At 74.3% G+C, this 15552-nt stretch carries 12 protein-coding genes; 9 read left to right on the top strand and 3 right to left on the bottom strand.

Features of this window, described 5'->3' with window-relative positions; translation table 11 throughout:
* Positions 1-22: 22 nt before the first annotated feature.
* The 7 genes from ACFQ53_RS04845 to ACFQ53_RS04815 all read left to right on the top strand — a co-directional run bounded on the left by ACFQ53_RS04845 (position 23) and on the right by ACFQ53_RS04815 (position 9600).
* The gene (locus ACFQ53_RS04845) at positions 23-718 is read left to right on the top strand and encodes an acyltransferase (protein ID WP_377856096.1); all 696 of its coding nucleotides are present in this window, start codon (positions 23-25) and stop codon (positions 716-718) included.
* Positions 715-1839: a DegT/DnrJ/EryC1/StrS family aminotransferase gene (locus ACFQ53_RS04840; RefSeq protein ID WP_377856093.1), complete on the top strand. Its 1125-nt coding sequence runs from the start codon at positions 715-717 to the stop codon at positions 1837-1839. Before ACFQ53_RS04845 ends, ACFQ53_RS04840 begins: the two co-directional genes overlap by 4 nt.
* Positions 1836-2876 (top strand): Gfo/Idh/MocA family protein, encoded by a 1041-nt coding sequence (locus tag ACFQ53_RS04835; protein ID WP_377856090.1) that lies wholly within the window; start codon positions 1836-1838, stop codon positions 2874-2876. The genes ACFQ53_RS04840 and ACFQ53_RS04835 overlap by 4 nt, the downstream gene beginning before the upstream one ends.
* Before the next feature lie 14 nt (positions 2877-2890).
* On the top strand, positions 2891-4468 hold the full coding sequence (locus ACFQ53_RS04830) for a glycosyltransferase (protein WP_377856087.1): 1578 nt from the start codon (positions 2891-2893) through the stop codon (positions 4466-4468).
* Complete coding sequence (locus ACFQ53_RS04825; protein WP_377856084.1) at positions 4465-6492, top strand: DUF6541 family protein; 2028 nt, start codon at positions 4465-4467, stop codon at positions 6490-6492. The genes ACFQ53_RS04830 and ACFQ53_RS04825 overlap by 4 nt, the downstream gene beginning before the upstream one ends.
* Before the next feature lie 91 nt (positions 6493-6583).
* Positions 6584-8476: an ABC transporter ATP-binding protein gene (locus ACFQ53_RS04820; protein WP_377856081.1), complete on the top strand. Its 1893-nt coding sequence runs from the start codon at positions 6584-6586 to the stop codon at positions 8474-8476.
* Positions 8473-9600: a glycosyltransferase family 1 protein gene (locus tag ACFQ53_RS04815; protein WP_377856077.1), complete on the top strand. Its 1128-nt coding sequence runs from the start codon at positions 8473-8475 to the stop codon at positions 9598-9600. The genes ACFQ53_RS04820 and ACFQ53_RS04815 overlap by 4 nt, the downstream gene beginning before the upstream one ends.
* A 9-nt stretch (positions 9601-9609) precedes the next feature.
* On the opposite strand, the gene ACFQ53_RS04810 is transcribed toward ACFQ53_RS04815, so the two are convergent.
* Genes ACFQ53_RS04810 through ACFQ53_RS04800 form a run of 3 tightly spaced genes read right to left on the bottom strand, consistent with a single transcriptional unit; the run spans position 9610 to position 13234 of the window.
* Positions 9610-10722 carry a glycosyltransferase family 2 protein gene (locus tag ACFQ53_RS04810; protein WP_377856074.1) on the bottom strand — a complete coding sequence of 371 codons (1113 nt, stop codon included), beginning with the start codon at positions 10720-10722 and terminating at the stop codon, positions 9610-9612.
* Entirely contained in the window at positions 10719-11861 is a 1143-nt protein-coding gene (locus ACFQ53_RS04805) for a glycosyltransferase (protein WP_377856071.1), read from the bottom strand. The genes ACFQ53_RS04810 and ACFQ53_RS04805 overlap by 4 nt, the downstream gene beginning before the upstream one ends.
* Positions 11858-13234 carry a glycosyltransferase gene (locus ACFQ53_RS04800; RefSeq protein WP_377856068.1) on the bottom strand — a complete coding sequence of 459 codons (1377 nt, stop codon included), beginning with the start codon at positions 13232-13234 and terminating at the stop codon, positions 11858-11860. Before ACFQ53_RS04800 ends, ACFQ53_RS04805 begins: the two co-directional genes overlap by 4 nt.
* 80 nt (positions 13235-13314) lie before the next feature.
* Here ACFQ53_RS04800 and wecB point away from each other — a divergent pair, with 80 nt between their 5' ends.
* The gene (gene wecB, locus ACFQ53_RS04795) at positions 13315-14382 is read left to right on the top strand and encodes a non-hydrolyzing UDP-N-acetylglucosamine 2-epimerase (RefSeq protein ID WP_377856065.1); all 1068 of its coding nucleotides are present in this window, start codon (positions 13315-13317) and stop codon (positions 14380-14382) included.
* Complete coding sequence (locus tag ACFQ53_RS04790) at positions 14379-15545, top strand: glycosyltransferase family 4 protein (protein ID WP_377856062.1); 1167 nt, start codon at positions 14379-14381, stop codon at positions 15543-15545. The genes wecB and ACFQ53_RS04790 overlap by 4 nt, the downstream gene beginning before the upstream one ends.
* Positions 15546-15552 lie beyond the last annotated feature (7 nt).

Genomic DNA, 15552 nt, shown 5'->3' with positions numbered 1-15552 from the left:
GGCCTCCGATAGATTCGGGGGCATGAACGAGACCTCTGAGCCGTCCGGGGCGGCCTCCGCGCGCGCGGGCGTGCGCATCGTGGACTCCGCCGACGTCGCCGAGACGGCCCGCATCGGCGAGGGGAGTGCGATCTGGCACCTCGCCCAGGTGCGCGAGGACGCCGAGCTGGGCCGCGACTGCATCGTGGGCCGCGGCGCCTATATCGGCACCGGCGTGCACATGGGCGACGGCTGCAAGGTCCAGAACTACGCGCTCGTCTACGAGCCCGCGCGCCTGGCCGAGGGCGTCTTCGTCGGCCCCGCGGCCGTCTTCACCAACGACCATCGGCCGCGCGCGATCAACCCCGACCTCACCCCGAAGTCCGCCGACGACTGGGACGCGGTGGGCGTCACCTGCGAGACGGGCGCCGCGATCGGAGCGCGCGCCGTGTGCGTCGCCCCCGTGACCATCGGCGCCTGGTCGATGGTCGCCGCCGGATCGACCGTCACCCGCGACGTCGTGCCCCACGCCCTGGTCGCGGGCGCCCCCGCCCGCCGCATCGCCTGGGTGGGCCGCTCGGGGGAGAAGCTCGAGCCGGCCTCCGACGGGACCGACGCCTGGGTGTGCCCGACGACGGGCGAGTGGTACGTGGCCGACGAGACGACGGGCGGGCTCACCCTCGCCGCAGACGCCGGGGCCGAGAAGCAGGACGAGACGACGGACGGAGAGCACGCATGAGCGAGCAGATGATCCCCGCGGCCCGCCCCCTCATCGGGGACGAGGAGCGCGAGGCCGTGGACCGGGTGCTGAAGAGCGGCATGGTCGCGCAGGGCCCCGAGGTGGCGGCCTTCGAGCAGGAGTTCGCCGCCGAGCTCGCCGGCTCCCGCCCCACGGTCGCCGTGAACTCCGGCACCTCCGGCCAGCACCTGGGGATGCTCGCCCTGGGCCTCGGCCCGGGCGACGAGGTCATCGTCCCCTCCTTCACCTTCGCGGCGACCGCGAACTCCGTGGCCGTCTGCGGCGCGACCCCGGTGTTCGTCGACATCGACCTCGAGACCTTCTGCATCGATCCCTCCGCGATCGAGGGCGCGATCACCGAGCGCACCGTCGGCATCCAGCCCGTGCACCTCTACGGCCACCCCGCCGAGATCGACACGATCGCCGAGATCGCCGCCCGCCGCGGCCTGTGGCTCGCCGAGGACGCCGCCCAGGCGCACGGCGCCGCCTGGAAGGGGCAGCAGGTCGGCACCTTCGGCCGCTTCGGCATGTTCTCCCTGTACCCGACGAAGAACATGACCAGCGGCGAGGGCGGCATGGTGGCCTGCGAGGACGAGGAGCTCGCCCGCGCCGTGCGCCTGCTGCGCAACCAGGGCATGGAGGTCCAGTACGCCAACGAGGTCGCCGGCTTCAACAACCGGATGACCGACCTGCACGCCGCCATCGGCCGCGTCCAGCTCACCAAGCTCGCCGGCTGGACCGCGCAGCGCCGGGCGAACGCCGCCGCGCTCGACGAGGGGCTCGCGGGCATCGCGGGCGTGCGCACGCCCGTCGTCCGCGAGGGCGCCGAGCACGTCTACCACCAGTACACGATCCGCCTCGAGGGCGCGAGCGCCGCCGAGCGCGATGCCTTCGCGAGCGCCCTGCGCGAGGAGCACCAGGTGGGCTGCGGCGTCTACTACCCGACGCCCGTGCACCGCCTGCCCTCCTTCGGCCTCGACCTGGACCTGCCGGTGACCGAGCAGGCCGCCCGCGAGGTGCTGTCCCTGCCCGTCCACCCGAGCCTGACCGCGCACGACCTCGAGCGCATCATCGCCGCGGTCTCGGCCGTCGCCGCTGCGGGAACCGGGAGCGCCGCATGAGCACGAGCACCCCGAGCACCGGCGCGAGCCCCCGCCGGCCCCTGCGGGCCGGACTCATCGGCCTGGGCATGATGGGCCGTCACCACGCCCGCAACCTGCGCGCCCTCGAGGGCGTCGAGCTCGTCGCCGTCGCCGATCCCCAGGGCGACCCGCACGGCGCGGCCCCCGGCTACGACGTGCTGCCCGATGCCCGCGCCCTGGTCGACGCGGGCATCGACTACGCCGTGATCGCCGTGCCCACCCAGTTCCACCGCGATGTCGCGCTCACCTTCGCCGAGGCGGGCGTGCACTGCCTCGTCGAGAAGCCGCTGGCCTTCGACGTCGCCGAGGCCGAGGAGATCGCGGCCGCCTACGAGCGGGCGGGCCTCGTCGGAGCCGTCGGCTACATCGAGCGCTTCAACCCGGCCCTGCAGGAGATGCGCCGGCGCCTGGCCGACGGCCAGCTCGGGGAGATCTTCCAGATCTCCACCCGCCGCCAGGGCGGCTTCCCCGCCCGCATCTCCGACGTGGGCGTGGTCAAGGACCTCGCCACGCACGACCTCGACCTCACCGCCTGGGTCGCCGGCAGCGACTTCGCGCAGGTCGCGGCGTTCTCCACGCGCCGCTCCGGCCGCGAGGACGAGGACATGGTCTCGGTCTCCGGTCAGCTCGCCAGCGGCACCATCACCAGCCACCTGGTCAACTGGCTCTCGCCCTTCAAGGAGCGCGTGACCGTGGTGACCGGCGAGAACGGGGCCCTGGTCGCGGACACCGTCAACGCCGACCTCACGTTCTACGCCAACGGCGAGAGCGCCACGAACCTCTGGGACTCCATGGCCTCCTTCCGCGGGGTCAGCGAGGGCGACATGGTCCGCTACTCCCTGCGCCGCACCGAGCCGCTGCGCACCGAGCACGAGGCCTTCCGCGACGCCGTCGCCGGAGATCCCTCGAACATCGTCACCATGCGCGAGGGCCTGCAGACCGTGCGCGCCGTCGAGGCCGTGCTGCGCTCGGCCCGCGAGGGACGGATCGTCCGGCCCGACGACGTCGCCCCGTGAGAGCGGGGGAGGGCATGAGCGCTCAGCGCACGACGTCCCCGACGACGCTGCAGTCCGGCCTCGCGACGCTGCGGCGCCGCGCCCTGGGCGCGGGCGTCAGGGCCGCATCGGTGCTCCCCGGCGGCGTCGGCGCGCGGGCCCGCTACCTCCGCCTGACCCGGCGCATGGACCGCGGCGAGGTCCCGGCCGCCTGGCGCGAGGAGATGCTCGCCGAGCTGCGGCGGGCCGACGCGCTGCTCGCGCGCGGGGACGACGACGGCGCCGTCGAGTGGTTCGACAAGGCACTGCGCGTCGCCTACCACGCCTCCCTCCACTACGGGCTCGCGGACTCCCCGCTGATCACCGACCCGGAGCGGTTCGTCGCGCCCGTGCGGGCGAGCGCGGTGGGCAGACTCCTGCTCGCCCCGCCCGCGCACGACGAAGGGCCCTCCCGCCCCGGCCCTCGGGACCGCGCGGCCGCGCCGGGAGCGCACGGGGCGGAGGACGCCGCCCCCGTGCGCCTGCTCGTCATCGCCCAGCGCAACTGGACCTTCGTGAACCCCGTCATCGCCGCCCTCGAGGAGGACGGCTTCGAGGTGCGTCGCTTCGAGGTCGACGACCTCCCGCCCGCCGAGCGGCCCACCCGTGAGCGCGTGCTGCGCGCACGCATGGAGCTCGCCCGCACGGGGCGGCGCCTGCCCACGCCCGCGGCCCTGGCCGAGCCGTTCGACTGGGCGGACGTGGTGCTCGTGGAGTGGGGCCACCACGTGCTCACCTGGGTCTCCCTGCTCGCGGACATGCCGCGCCTCACCGCCGCGCGCGTCCACCGCTTCGAGGCCTACACCCCCTTCCCGCTGCTGACGGTCTTCGACGTCGTCGACCGGGTGCTGTTCGTCTCCCCGCACGTGCGCACCCTCATCCAGCACCTCACGCCGAACCTCGAGCGCGCGGGCGAGATCATTGGGGTCGACAACTTCCTCGCCTACGGGCTGGGCCCGGAGCCGCGCGGTGACCGGGACCCGCACCTGCTCGCCCAGGTGGGCTGGCTGCGTCCCGTCAAGGACGTGCTGTTCACCCTGGACCTGCTGGAGCGCGTGCGCGCCGAGGATCCGCGCCATCGCCTGGAGCTCATCGGCCCCGGGCTGCCCGAGGACCCCGCGCAGGACACCGCGTTCCAGGCCCGCGTGCGCCGACGCATCGCGCAGTTCCCCACGGGCGCCGTGCAGGTGCTGGGCGCCCGCTCGGACGTGCCCGAACTGCTCGCGACGGCCGGCTGGATCATCTCCTCCTCGCTGCACGAGGGCGTCCACGAGGCCGTCATGGAGGGCATCGCGGCCGGCTGCGTCCCGCTCATCAGGAACTGGCCCGACGCCCGCCCCTTCGGCGGCGCCGGAGTCATCTACCCCGACCGCTGGGTGGTCGAGGACCTCGAGGAGGCCGTCGAGCGCGTGCTGCGCATCGAGCGCGAGGGCGCCCTCACCGAGGTCTCCGCCGAGGCGCGGGCGTGGGTCGTCGAGCGCCGCACCGCCGCGACCGTGACCCGCCGGTACGCCGAGGCGCTCTCCCCGCAGCAGTCGGCCGGCGAGGAGCCGACCGGATCGACGCCCCGATGACCTGGGACTGGCTCCTCCCCGCGGTGGGAGCCTGGGCACTGCTGTGCGCCCCCGGCGCGCTGCTCCTCGTCGCGGGCGGGGCCCGCATCGGATGGCGCTGGGGAGCCGCCCCCGCGATCACCGTGCTGCTCGCCGTGGTCCTCGGCGCCCTCGGCCACCTGCTCGGTCTCCCGTGGACGCCGGCCGCCGCCGGCGTCCAGCTGCTCGTGGTGCTCGCTCTCGTGCTCGGCGCGCGCCTGCTGATCCGGCGGGCCCGGGGCGGGGGCCGACGGGCCGACGGGGGCCGCGTCGGGCCGTCGTCGCGCCGACGCCCGCGGGCGCTCGTGCTCGCGATCGCCCCGGGCGCTGTCGCTCTCGCGCTGGGCCTGCTGATGGCGGGCTCCGCCGCCCGCCACATGGGCGGCATCGACACCCTGAACGGCAGCTACGACGCGTCGTTCCACATCGCCGCGATCGCCTTCGTGCGCGCGGACCGCGACGCCTTCCTGCTCACCGCCCTGCAGGGCATCTACCACGAGACCACGTTCTATCCCGCCGGCTGGGACGTGCTGGCCGCCCTGCTCCCCGGTGACGCGATCACCGCCGCCAACGCCATGGCCCTCGCGATGGTCGCCGCGATCCCGGGCGCCCTCGGCGCCATGGTCGCGCTGCTCCAGGGCGGCCGGGGCACCCTGCGCGAGGTCCGGGTGCTGCCGATGCTGGCGGCGCTGTGCGCACCGATGTTCCTCTCCCTGCCGGTGATGATCCTGGTGATGGGACTGTGGCCCTCGGCCCTGGGATCGCTGTGCCTGCCGCCCGCCCTCGGCGCGCTGTGGGCGATCCACCGCGCCGTGCGCAGCGGTGAGCGCCGCGCCGCCGAGCTCTGGCCCTGCGCCCTGCTCCTCGTCGGGGCGGTCGCGGCCCACCCCTCGACGCTCTTCTCGCTCGCCGTCGCCCTCCTCGCGGGGATCCTCGCCCAGGGCGTCCTCGACGTGGTGCGCGCCCGCACGCGCCGCCGGGGGATCCTCGAGCTCGCCGCGATCGCTCTCGTGCTCGTGGCCTACGGGATCACGTCCCATCTGCTGCTCGCCTCGATGGACCTCACCACCACCCGGTCGTGGCCCTGGACGGCGTTCCTCGCCTCGCTCGTCACCGACAGGCCCCGCGTCTCCGCGCTCGGAAGCTTCCAGTGGCCGATCCTCGCCCTCTGGGGGCTGGCCCTGCTCGGCGCGGTGCAGGCGATCCGCGAGCGCCGCCGGCTGGGCGCCACGGCCATCGTGCTGCTGGCCCTCGCGATCGGCCTGAGCGTCCTGACGAACCTCGACTCGATCTGGGCGCGCACCTGGGTGAACCCCTGGTACGGGGCGCGCGAGCGGATCGCCCCGCTGCTCATGTGCGCCCTCGTCGCCCTCGCGGCCATCGGCCTCGACGCGCTGTGGACGCGCGACGCATCGGCCGCAGCGGCGGGCGGCGGATCAGGGCGGGGCGGGTCAGCCCGCGGCGCGCCCCTGGGCGGCGAGTCCCCGCGCGGCACGTCGGCCCTGGTCATCATCGCTCTCATCTCCCTGGTGGCGGCCGTGCTGCCCGGTCGTCTGCCCTTCGCGGGGTCGCTGGCCTACACCGACTACGGCGTGCAGATCGCCTCCTATGCCACCCCCGAGGAGCGCGCCTTCATCGAGCGCACCGCGGCCGCGCTGCCCGCGGACGCCGTGGTGATCGGCAACCCGCGCGACGGCGAGGGCCTGTACTGGTCCGTCGGCGGCGTCGAGACGGTGTTCCCCACCCTCGCCGAGCCGCAGTCGCTGGACTCGCGCCGCGTCGCCCGCTACGCCTTCAAGGCCGACCGCGATCCGAAGGTGTGCACCTCGCTGCGCAAGGTCGGCCCCACCCATCTGTACGTGGACAGCTCCGCGGAGTCCGGCGAGGAGATCGCCCCCGAGCAGTCCGTGCTCTGGGAGGGGCTCTCGAAGATCCCGCGCTCCAAGCTGCGCCTCGTGGACCGCGAGGGGCCGTACGCCCTCTACGAGATCGAGCCCCTGTGCTGACGGCCCGCGCAGGGTCCTCACGGACCGCGCACGGTAGCGTGAGCGCACCCGGCGCGGCCCGCCCGCCCGTCCCCCGCGAAGGAAGGCCCCTGTGAAGCGCACCGTCCAGACCGTGATGCGCACGCTGTCCGTGCTCCCGCGCGAGTCCCGGAGGTTCCTGTGGACCTTCGCGATCATCATGAGCCTGCTCGCGCTGCTCGACGTCGTCGCCCTCGGCGCCATGGCCATCGCCCTCCAGGCCCTCCTGGGCGGCAAGGAGGTCGTGGTCATCCCCGTGGTGGGCTGGCGCTTCGAGGGCTTCGGGCAGGTCGTCTGGCTGGTCGCCGTGTTCGTCGTGCTCACGATCATCAAGAGCGCCCTGAACCTGCTGACGATCCGCGAGGCCACCAAGCGCTTCGCCAAGCACGAGGTCGCCATCGGCCAGATGCTCTTCCGCTCCTACATGGCCTCCCCGTGGGTGGACCGCACCTCCCGCTCGAGCCAGGAGATCATCCGCATGGTCGACTCGGGCGTCGCGGCCGTCGTCGCGAACGTCCTCATGCCCTCGATGACCGTGGTCAGCGAGTTCGCGACGATCTCCGTGATCACGGTGGGCCTGTTCGTCATGGACTGGAAGCTCGCGCTCGCGACCACGATCTACCTGGGGCTCGTCGCCCTCGTCATGTCCCGCGTGATCTCCCCGCTCGCCGTGAGGAACGGCGCCGTGAACCGCGACAACTCGATCCGCGTGGTGCGCCTGCTCGGCGAGGTCCTCTCCGCCCTCAAGGAGATCACCCTCAAGGGCAACGAGAAGGAGGTCGAGGGCATCGTCGCCGACCGCCGCGACCTGGCCTCGGAGACCCGCGCCTTCGCCCAGTACTACAACCAGATGCCGCGCTTCGTGCTCGAGGCCGGACTCGTGGGCGGCTTCGTCGTCGTCGGCGGCGTCGGCTACCTCTCCGGCGGGCCGACGGGCGCGCTGTCCTCGGTCGCGCTGTTCGGCGTCGCGGGCTTCCGCCTGGTGCCCTCGCTGACCCGCTTCCAGTCCACGCAGAACCGGATCCTCACCAACGCGGCGTTCTCCGACTACATCATCGACGACATCGAGCAGGCCCGGGAGAACGTCTCCCGCACGGAGCGGCCGGACTCCGTGCAGCTCGCGCCCGGCCACCGCGACATCGTCCTCGAGGACGTCAGCTTCGTGTACCCCAGCCGCGAGGAGCCCGCCGTGCGCGGCGTGTCCCTGCGGATCCCCGCCGGCTCCTCGGCCGCCTTCGTCGGCACCTCGGGGGCCGGCAAGTCCACGATGGTCGACCTGCTGCTGGGACTGATCACCCCCACCGCGGGACGGATCCTCGTGGGCGGGCAGGACATCACGACCGTCATGCGCCAGTGGCGCGCCCAGGTCGGCTACGTGCCCCAGGAGGTCGCCCTGTTCGACGTGAGCGTCGCCGAGAACGTGGCGCTGACCTGGGACCCCGCGGACGTGGACGAGGACCGCGTCCACGAGGCCCTCTCCCGCGCACAGCTGCTGGAGACCATCGAGGAACGGCCCGGCGGGATCCACGGGACCGTGGGGGAGCGCGGCACCACGCTCTCCGGCGGGCAGCGCCAGCGCCTCGGCATCGCGCGCGGCCTGTACTCCGACCCGCAGGTGCTCGTGCTCGACGAGGCCACGAGCGCCCTGGACACGTCCACGGAGGCCGCCGTCACCACGGGCATCCGCGACCTCGGCGAGCAGGTCACCACGATCACCATCGCCCACCGGCTGGCGACCATCCAGCACTGCGACGTCGTCTTCTACATGCAGGAGGGCGAGGTGCTCGCCCAGGGCACGTTCGACGAGGTCGTGGGCGCGGTCCCCGCCTTCGCCGAGCAGGCCGCCCTCGCCGGCCTCGTGCGCGGCGGGGTGCAGGAGAAGGTCGCCCGGGACGTCGAGCACGGCCTGGAGCCCGGCCTCGACGGTGCCGACGACGAGAGCTCGCGGGAGGGGAGCGCCCGATGAGCCCGAGCCTCATGATCCTGTCCTTCTCGCACCTGGTGAGCGATCCGCGCGTGCAGCGGCAGATCGCCCTGTTCGCCCCGCGGTACCGCGTGACCACCGTCGGCTTCGGGCCGAGCCCGGACCCGGACGTCACCCACGTGGAGATCCCCGAGGGCACGCGCGCCTGGCCCGACTCCAAGCAGCACCTGCTCACGCGGCGCTTCCGCGGCGCCCACTGGTCGATGAGCGCCGTGCGCGCCGCCCACGACCTGCTCGAGGGCCGTCGGGGCACGATGGACGCCGTCCTCGCCAACGACACGAACACCCTGCCGCTCGCCCTCTGGCTGGAGCCCCGCCGCGGCGTCCACGCCGACCTGCACGAGTACGCGCCCCGCGAGAAGGAGCACCAGCGCAGCTGGCGCTGGTTCGTCGCCCCCTATCAGCGCTGGCTGTGCCGCACGTGCCTGCCCCGCGTCGCCTCGGTGACGACGGTCTCACCCGGTCTCGCCCGCGAGTACGCGCAGCGCTTCGGGATCGAGGTCGAGGTCGTCACCAACGCCTCCGCCCGCCGGGACCTGCCGGTGCGGCCGACGCAGGAGCCGATCCGCCTGCTGCACACAGGCGTGGCGCGGGCGAACCGCCACCTCGAGTCGATGATCGAGGCGATGCGGGGCCTCGAGGGTCGCGCGACGCTCGACCTCATGCTCATGCCCAGCGAGCCCGGGTACATCGAGCGCCTCGCGCAGCTCGCGGAGGAGGTGCCGGGCGTCGCCCTGCGGGACCCGGTCCTCTTCGCGCAGCTCGTGGACACCGTCGCCGAGTACGACGTCTCCCTCGTCGTCTTCCCGAACACCACCTTCAACCTCGAGCACTCCCTGCCCAACAAGCTCTTCGAGGCCGTGCAGGGCCGGACCGGCGTGATCGTCGGCCCCTCCCCGGACATGGCGGAGCTGGTGCGCGCGCACGGGCTCGGCGCGGTGCTCCCGGCGGCCGACGCCCCGGCGATGCACGCGGAGATCGCGGGCCTGACCCCGGAGACGGTCGACGGCTGGAAGCGCGCGAGCGACGCGGCCGCGGACGAGCTCAGCGCAGAGCAGCAGGTGCGGACGTGGGAGAGGGCCGTCGCGTCGATCGTGGGGGAGTGACGAGTCCGCTCAGCCCCGCCGCACCCGCGGCAGCATCTGCACGGCGAGCGATGCGGCCATGAACCGCGGCGGCGCCTCGCGGGCGAGCACCTGGGTGATCTCGCGGGGCAGCAGCGTCGCGGGGCGCCCGTGCCGGCGCCGATCGCGCGCGGCCGCCATGAGCTCGTCTGCCCCGATCCCGGGATCCAGGCACGCATCGAGCAGTCGGCGATCGGCCCGCGAGAGCGGGCGGGCGCATCCGGGGGCGCGGCGCAGGACGTCGGCCGAGATCTCCGCGAGCGCCTCGCGCTCCTCGTGCGTCCAGATCTCGGCGTCCTGGCGGTAGAAGACGGCGCCGAACACGTGGATGCGCAGCAGCTTCGTGCCGATCGCGCGGCGGGCGGGACGGGGGAGCGAGGCGAACCAGTCGGCCTCGAGCAGGTGGGGGAAGAAACCGAGCTGCTCGCGCATCGGACGGATCACGTAGGTCACGCGGTCCCCGGCGTCCTCGCCGATCACGTAGGGAGGGCCGAAGCGGTCGTAGGCCGTGGGCACGGTCGCCATCAGCTGCGTCACCATGCCCACGTCGCCGCCCACGGTCGCGCCCTCGACGAGATGCGCCCCGGTGCGGGCGAGCATCGCCCGGCTCATGAGCCCCAGCGGCGCCGAGCGGTAGGCCAGACGGTCCCGGGCGAGGTCCGCGAGGCCGCCGCGCAGCATCCGCGCCGCAGGCGTGGGCACCCCATGGCCGGCGGTGCCGAGCGCGAGGCGGGTGATGACGAACTCGGCGCCCGTCCGCTCCTGCACGGCGAGCCAGGAGGCGACGGCGCCCGGGGCCAGGGTGTCGTCCGAGCCCATGATCGCGACGAACGGCGCGGTGCCTTCGCGCATCCCGGAGTTGAAGGGACCCGAGGCGGAGCGGAACTCGTCGCGGTGCTCGAGGATCCTCACCCGATCGCGGTGCTCGGGACGGATCGCGCCGAGGATCTCGTCGGCGGGTCGGTTGTGGGCGACGACCACGACGTTCGCGTGCTCGGCATTGCCCTCGAGGATCGAGGCGACGGCGCGGCCCACGGGACGCTCGGGCGTGTGGCACGCGATGACGACGTCGACGGGCTTCGCGCTGGAGGCCGGCGGGATCATCGCTGCACCCCTGTCCCGGCCGAATCGCCGCCGGCGGCGTCCTCGGCCTCGTCCAGCAGTCGCGTGTACTGCGCGGCGTAGGCGGCGCCCACGGCCCGCGTCGAGAAGCGCCCGCCGATGGTCGCGGCGATGTCCTCGCTGCTCAGGTCCCGGGTGCGCGCGTCGACGTCGAGGATCGCGTCCGCGTAGCGCACGGGATCCTGCGCGTCGATGAGGGAGCCGACGGACGGCTCGACGTACTCGCCTTGCCCGCCGGTCGCGCCGAGCACCACAGGGCGCCCCGCGACGATCGCCTCGGCGGCCGAGACGAAGAAGTTGTCGGCGCGCGTGGGCCCGAAGAACAGGTCGGCGCGCCCCAGGGCCTCGCGCACACCCGCGGCGCTCGCCGTGCCCGGCAGTGCGATCCGCCCGTCGATCCCGAGGTCTCGCGCGAGGGCGAGCGTCTGCTCGCGCAGCGGACCCTCCCCGAGCCAGGTCAGGCGCGCGTCCACGCCGCGTCCCGCCAGCTCGGCCACGGTCCGCACGGCGACCAGGGGATCCTTGCGGTCGATGAGACCGCCCGTGGAGACGAGCCGCAGCGACCCGTCGGTCCGGTCGCGGCGGGGGACCAGCGTCCCGGGGTCGACGATGCACGGCACGACGTCGGTGGGCCGGTGCCCGCGCACGACGCGCAGCGGCTCGGCGAGGTACTCGCACACGGCCGTCGCCCGATCCGGCGCGGCGAGTAGGCGGGAGAGCACCGGCAGCGCGATCCGCGCGGGCGCCGGCAGCGTCTCGGGCGTGGTGAGCGCCGACCAGTGCTCGGTGTGCAGCCAGGGCGCCCGCGGCCGGCGCAGGGCGAGCGGCAGCAGCGTCGAGAAGGCCATCGAGTGGACCACGTCGGCGCCGTCGAGGGCAGGGCCGAGCGCCCGGGCGGCGCGCAGCACCTGGTCGGGACGGCGCGGATCCATGGGGATCCGCAGCACGTCCAGGCCCTCGTGGACGAGTCTGCGGGTGCCGTCGTCGTCCGCGGGCGGGACCAGGTGCACGAGCCGCACCTGGGCGTGCTCGGCGATCGCGCGCGCGTCGCGCACCACGAAGGAGCCGCGCGAGGGGGCCGCCTGCGTGGGGAACCAGGTGGTCAGCAGGGTTGCTCTCATGCGTTCTCCCCGGCGAGCACGAGGCGGTACGCCTCGAGCAGCCCGGTCGCCTCGGTCTCCCAGGTGAGGCCCGGCGCGGCCTCGCGGGCCCGCTGCCGGTAGGCCTCCGGCGCGGCGAGGATCCGCTGCAGGGCGGCGGCGAGCTCTGCCGGGTCGGAGCCCTCGAAGACCTCGCCGACGCCCAGCTCCTCGACCACGGCGCGCATGTCCGGGAGGTCCGCTGCGGCGATCGGGAGGCCCGCGCGGATCGACTCGAAGAGCTTGTTGGGCAGGGCGAAGCGATAGGACAGGCACACGGGCTGCACGTGCACCACCGCGACGTCCCCGTCGGCCAGGGCCGCGGAGACCTCCGCGGGGGCGACGGCGCCCACGAGGTGCACGCGGTCCGCCACGCCAGCGGTGCGCGCGGAGGTGAGGATCGAGCGCTCGTAGTCGGCCTCCCCGTAGCCCAGCAGCACGAAGTGCACGCGCGCGGGCAGGTGGGGGAGCGCGGCGATGGTCTCCTCGATGCCGCGGGCGGTGGTGAGCCGGCCGCCGTAGGCGATCACGAGATCGCCCTCGGAAAGGCCGGCCCGCTGGCGCAGCACGCCGGCCGTGCGCTCGGGCAGCGGCCCGGCGGCGGGCACGTTGCGCACCAGCAGCGGACGCGAGCGCAGGTCGTAGGTGCGCTGCAGCCAGTCGGCGATCGAGGGGGAGACGGTGATCACGGCGTCCGCCCGCGGGACGGCGACGTGCTCGATCACCGCCTCGAGCAGCGGCGCGAGCAGACGGCGCTCGCCCACGTTGCGATGGCGCCAGAGCTCGTGGGAGTCGAAGACGATACGCACCCGGCGCCCCTCGCGCCGGGCGAGCAGCTGCACGGCGAAGGCGGGGACCAGGGTGTTCGTGTCGTTCGCGTGGACCACGTCGGGCGCGAAGTCCCGGGCCGCACGGGCCGAGCGCCACCAGTAGGTGCCCAGCTCGATCGTCCGATAGGCGCGCCTGCCGAGGTCACCGGCGACGGCGGTCCCGACCCGGCGCGCACGGGCGGACGCGCGTGCGGCGAGGCCCCGGGGTCGAGTGGGGGCCGAGGGGGAGGGGGCGCCGGCCGACGGCGGCTCCGCCGCGCTCGCGTCCCCGCCGCGCCGCGTCAGCCGCGTGAGCTGCGGGGCGATCCGCTCCAGGGCGAACTCGGGGACGCGCTCGAGGGCGATCCCGCCCGGCAGCTGCGTGATGCCCGCGGCGTGCCCCTTCAGCCGGCGCTCGACGGCGATGATGCGCACGTCCATGCCCGCCGCGCGCAGCGACGCCGACTCCTTGAGGACCCGCGAGTCGTTCGCGGCATCGTTGTGCACGAGGACCGCGACGCGCGGCGCGGGGGCAGGCTCGGGCATGGCGCTCCTGGGACGAATATCGTGGGTCGGGCACACTGTACCTGCGCGATCGTCCCCGAGCCCCCAGGAGAACCAGCCCGATGAAGATCCTGTCCGTGGTGGGCGCACGCCCGCAGTTCGTGAAGCTCGCGGCGGTCGCCGACGCCGCCGCGCAGCGGGACGACGTCCAGCACGTCATCGTCCACACCGGGCAGCACTACGACGCCGCCATGAGCGACGTCTTCTTCGCCGACCTGCGCATCCCCGCGCCCGACGTGAACCTGGGCGCGGGCTCGGGCAGCCACGGCCGCCAGACCGGCGCGATGCTCTCCGCGATGGACGAGGTCCTCGAGGAGCAGCAGCCGGACTGGGTGCTCGTCTACGGCGACACCAACTCGACTCTCGCGGGCACCCTCGCCGCGGTGAAGATGCACGTGAAGGTCGCCCACCTCGAGGCCGGCCTGCGCTCCTTCAACCGCCGCATGCCCGAGGAGCACAACCGCGTGCTCACCGACCATGCGGCCGATCTGCTGCTGGCGCCCACCGAGGTCGCCCGCGAGCACCTCGAGGGCGAGGGCCTGGGGTCTCGCACCCTCGTGGTCGGCGACGTGATGACGGACGTCTGCCTGCGGGTGGCAGCCTCGGTCGCCGACCAGCCGCTGCACCTTCCCGCGGGCATCGACCCCGCGGGCGACTTCGCGGTGGCCACCATCCACCGGGCCGACAACACCGACGACCCCGAGCGCCTCGCCGCCGTCCTCGGCGCCCTCCGGGCCTCGCCCCTGCCGATCGCCCTGCTCGCCCATCCCCGCCTGGTGGCGAAGGCCCGCGAGGCCGGCCTCGCGCTCGAGGGAGGGAGCGTGCACGTGGGCGAGCCGCTCGCGTACCCGGACCTCGTGGCCGCCGTCTCCCGCGCCCGCGCCGTCGTCACGGACTCCGGCGGCCTGCAGAAGGAGGCGTACCTGCTGGGCACCCCGTGCGTCACCGTGCGCACCGAGACCGAATGGGTCGAGACCCTCGAGGACGGCTGGAACCAGCTGGTTCCCGACCCGGCGGGCCTCGCACGGGCCCTGGAGCGCCCCCGTCCCACGGCCGATCGCCCCGACCACTACGGCGACGGGCACGCGGCCGAGCGCGTCGTCGACGCCCTGCGCGAGCGCACCCGATGAGCCGCCCGCCCCGCATCGTCCTCGCGACCCGCGTCTTCACGCCCGAGGCCGTCGCCGCCGCCTTCCGCGAGGAGGCGCTCGTGCGCGCCCTCGAGGAGGCGGGCGCCGAGGTCACGGTCCTCACCACCCGGCCGCCGCGCGGCGTGACCGGGACAGACCGGGTGCGCCGCGTCTCTCGCTTCCCGGTCAAGCGCGACCACCAGCAGCAGGTGCGCGGCTACCTCTGCTACATGAGCTTCGACGTGCCGCTCGCCCTCCGTCTTCTGCTGCGACGCCGTCCGGACCTGATCATTGCCGAGCCGCCGCCCACGACGGGCCTGGTCGTGACGGTGCTCGGCGTGCTGCGCCGGGTCCCGACGGTCTTCTACGCGGCCGACGTCTGGTCGGATGCGACCGAGAGCGTCGAGGGCGTCCCCGCTCCGATCCGCGCGGCGGTGCGACTCATGGAGACCACCAGCTGGAAGCGGGCCTCGAAGGTCCTCACGATCTCCCCGGGGGTCGACGACCGGGTCGCCGCGCTCATCGGCCGCCGCCCCTCGCTCACGATGGTCGGCAACGGCATCGACACCGATACCTTCACGCCCGAGGGATCGCAGCCCGCCGAGGAGACCTCGCAGGGCTCGTACTTCGTCTACGGCGGGACGGTCTCCGAATGGCAGGGGGCCGACGTCTTCGTCGAGGCCTTCGCGCGGGTGCGCGCCCAGCACCCGGGCGCCCGTCTGCTGTTCTTCAGCGAGGGCAGCGGCAAGGAGGGGCTCGCGCAGAAGGTGGCCGACGAGGGCATCGAGGGCGTCGAGTTCCGGGGCCGGCTCGCCCCTGCGGACATGTCGCGCGTGCTGCGCGGCGCGGTCGCCGGGCTGAGCTCGATCACCCCGGGCCTGGGCTACGAGTTCGCCCTGCCCACGAAGATCTACGCGGCCACGGCCTCGGGCACGCCCGTGATCCATGCGGGGGAGGGCGCCGCCTTCGAGCGGGTGCGCGATGCGCAGCTGGGCTGGGCGAGCGCCTACGACCCCGCCGCCGTCGCCGCCTCGATGCACTCCGCGCTCGCCGGGGAGGACCGGCCGACGCCCGAGCGCCTGCGCACCTGGACCCTGGAGAACGCCTCCCTGCAGGGCGCCGCCGAGCGTGCCGCCGAGGCGGTCCTCGAGGCGGCGCGCTAGAACCTGC

Origin of the sequence: Brachybacterium sp. NPDC056505 (assembly GCF_042794925.1) — a bacterium.
Taxonomy (GTDB): domain Bacteria; phylum Actinomycetota; class Actinomycetes; order Actinomycetales; family Dermabacteraceae; genus Brachybacterium; species Brachybacterium kimchii.
Note: the sequence above shows the minus strand (reverse complement) of the source record. Positions and strands in the feature narration are given on the sequence as shown.